The sequence below is a fragment of the Bacillus cereus group sp. Bce019 genome, from assembly GCF_051781745.1.
Lineage (GTDB): Bacteria > Bacillota > Bacilli > Bacillales > Bacillaceae_G > Bacillus_A > Bacillus_A cereus.
This window is the reverse complement of the sequence record NZ_JBPWJX010000114.1, coordinates 1-274: the sequence shown is the minus strand read 5'-3', so window position 1 is coordinate 274 and position 274 is coordinate 1. Positions and strand designations below refer to the sequence as shown.

Here is a 274-nt window from a genome sequence, read left to right as displayed (position 1 = left end):
TAGGCCTTATTTTCAGCACCTAAGGCCCTCAAATACTGAGCGATATCTTGATTGAACTCATACCCTAAAACCTACTTTCCTTTCAGTGTTTCTGGTTCAAAGAAGTATCCACCCCTTAACCGCACCACTTGCTTTATTTTCGGATTTAATAATTTACTAACAAGAACAATGGATACAGTTATTAAAGCACCTCCAATACACAATAATACCGTTGTAGCCCCAATCAACTCGGTCAGATAATTCGCACATAAAGCGACACCAAGAGCCAAACTAA

At 39.1% G+C, this 274-nt stretch carries 1 protein-coding gene; it reads right to left on the bottom strand.

The window, feature by feature from the left end; genetic code table 11:
* Positions 1 to 71: 71 nt before the first annotated feature.
* The coding region (locus ACS2QP_RS27680; protein ID WP_438883050.1) for a hypothetical protein at positions 72 to 274 on the bottom strand (203 nt) is incomplete at its 5' end.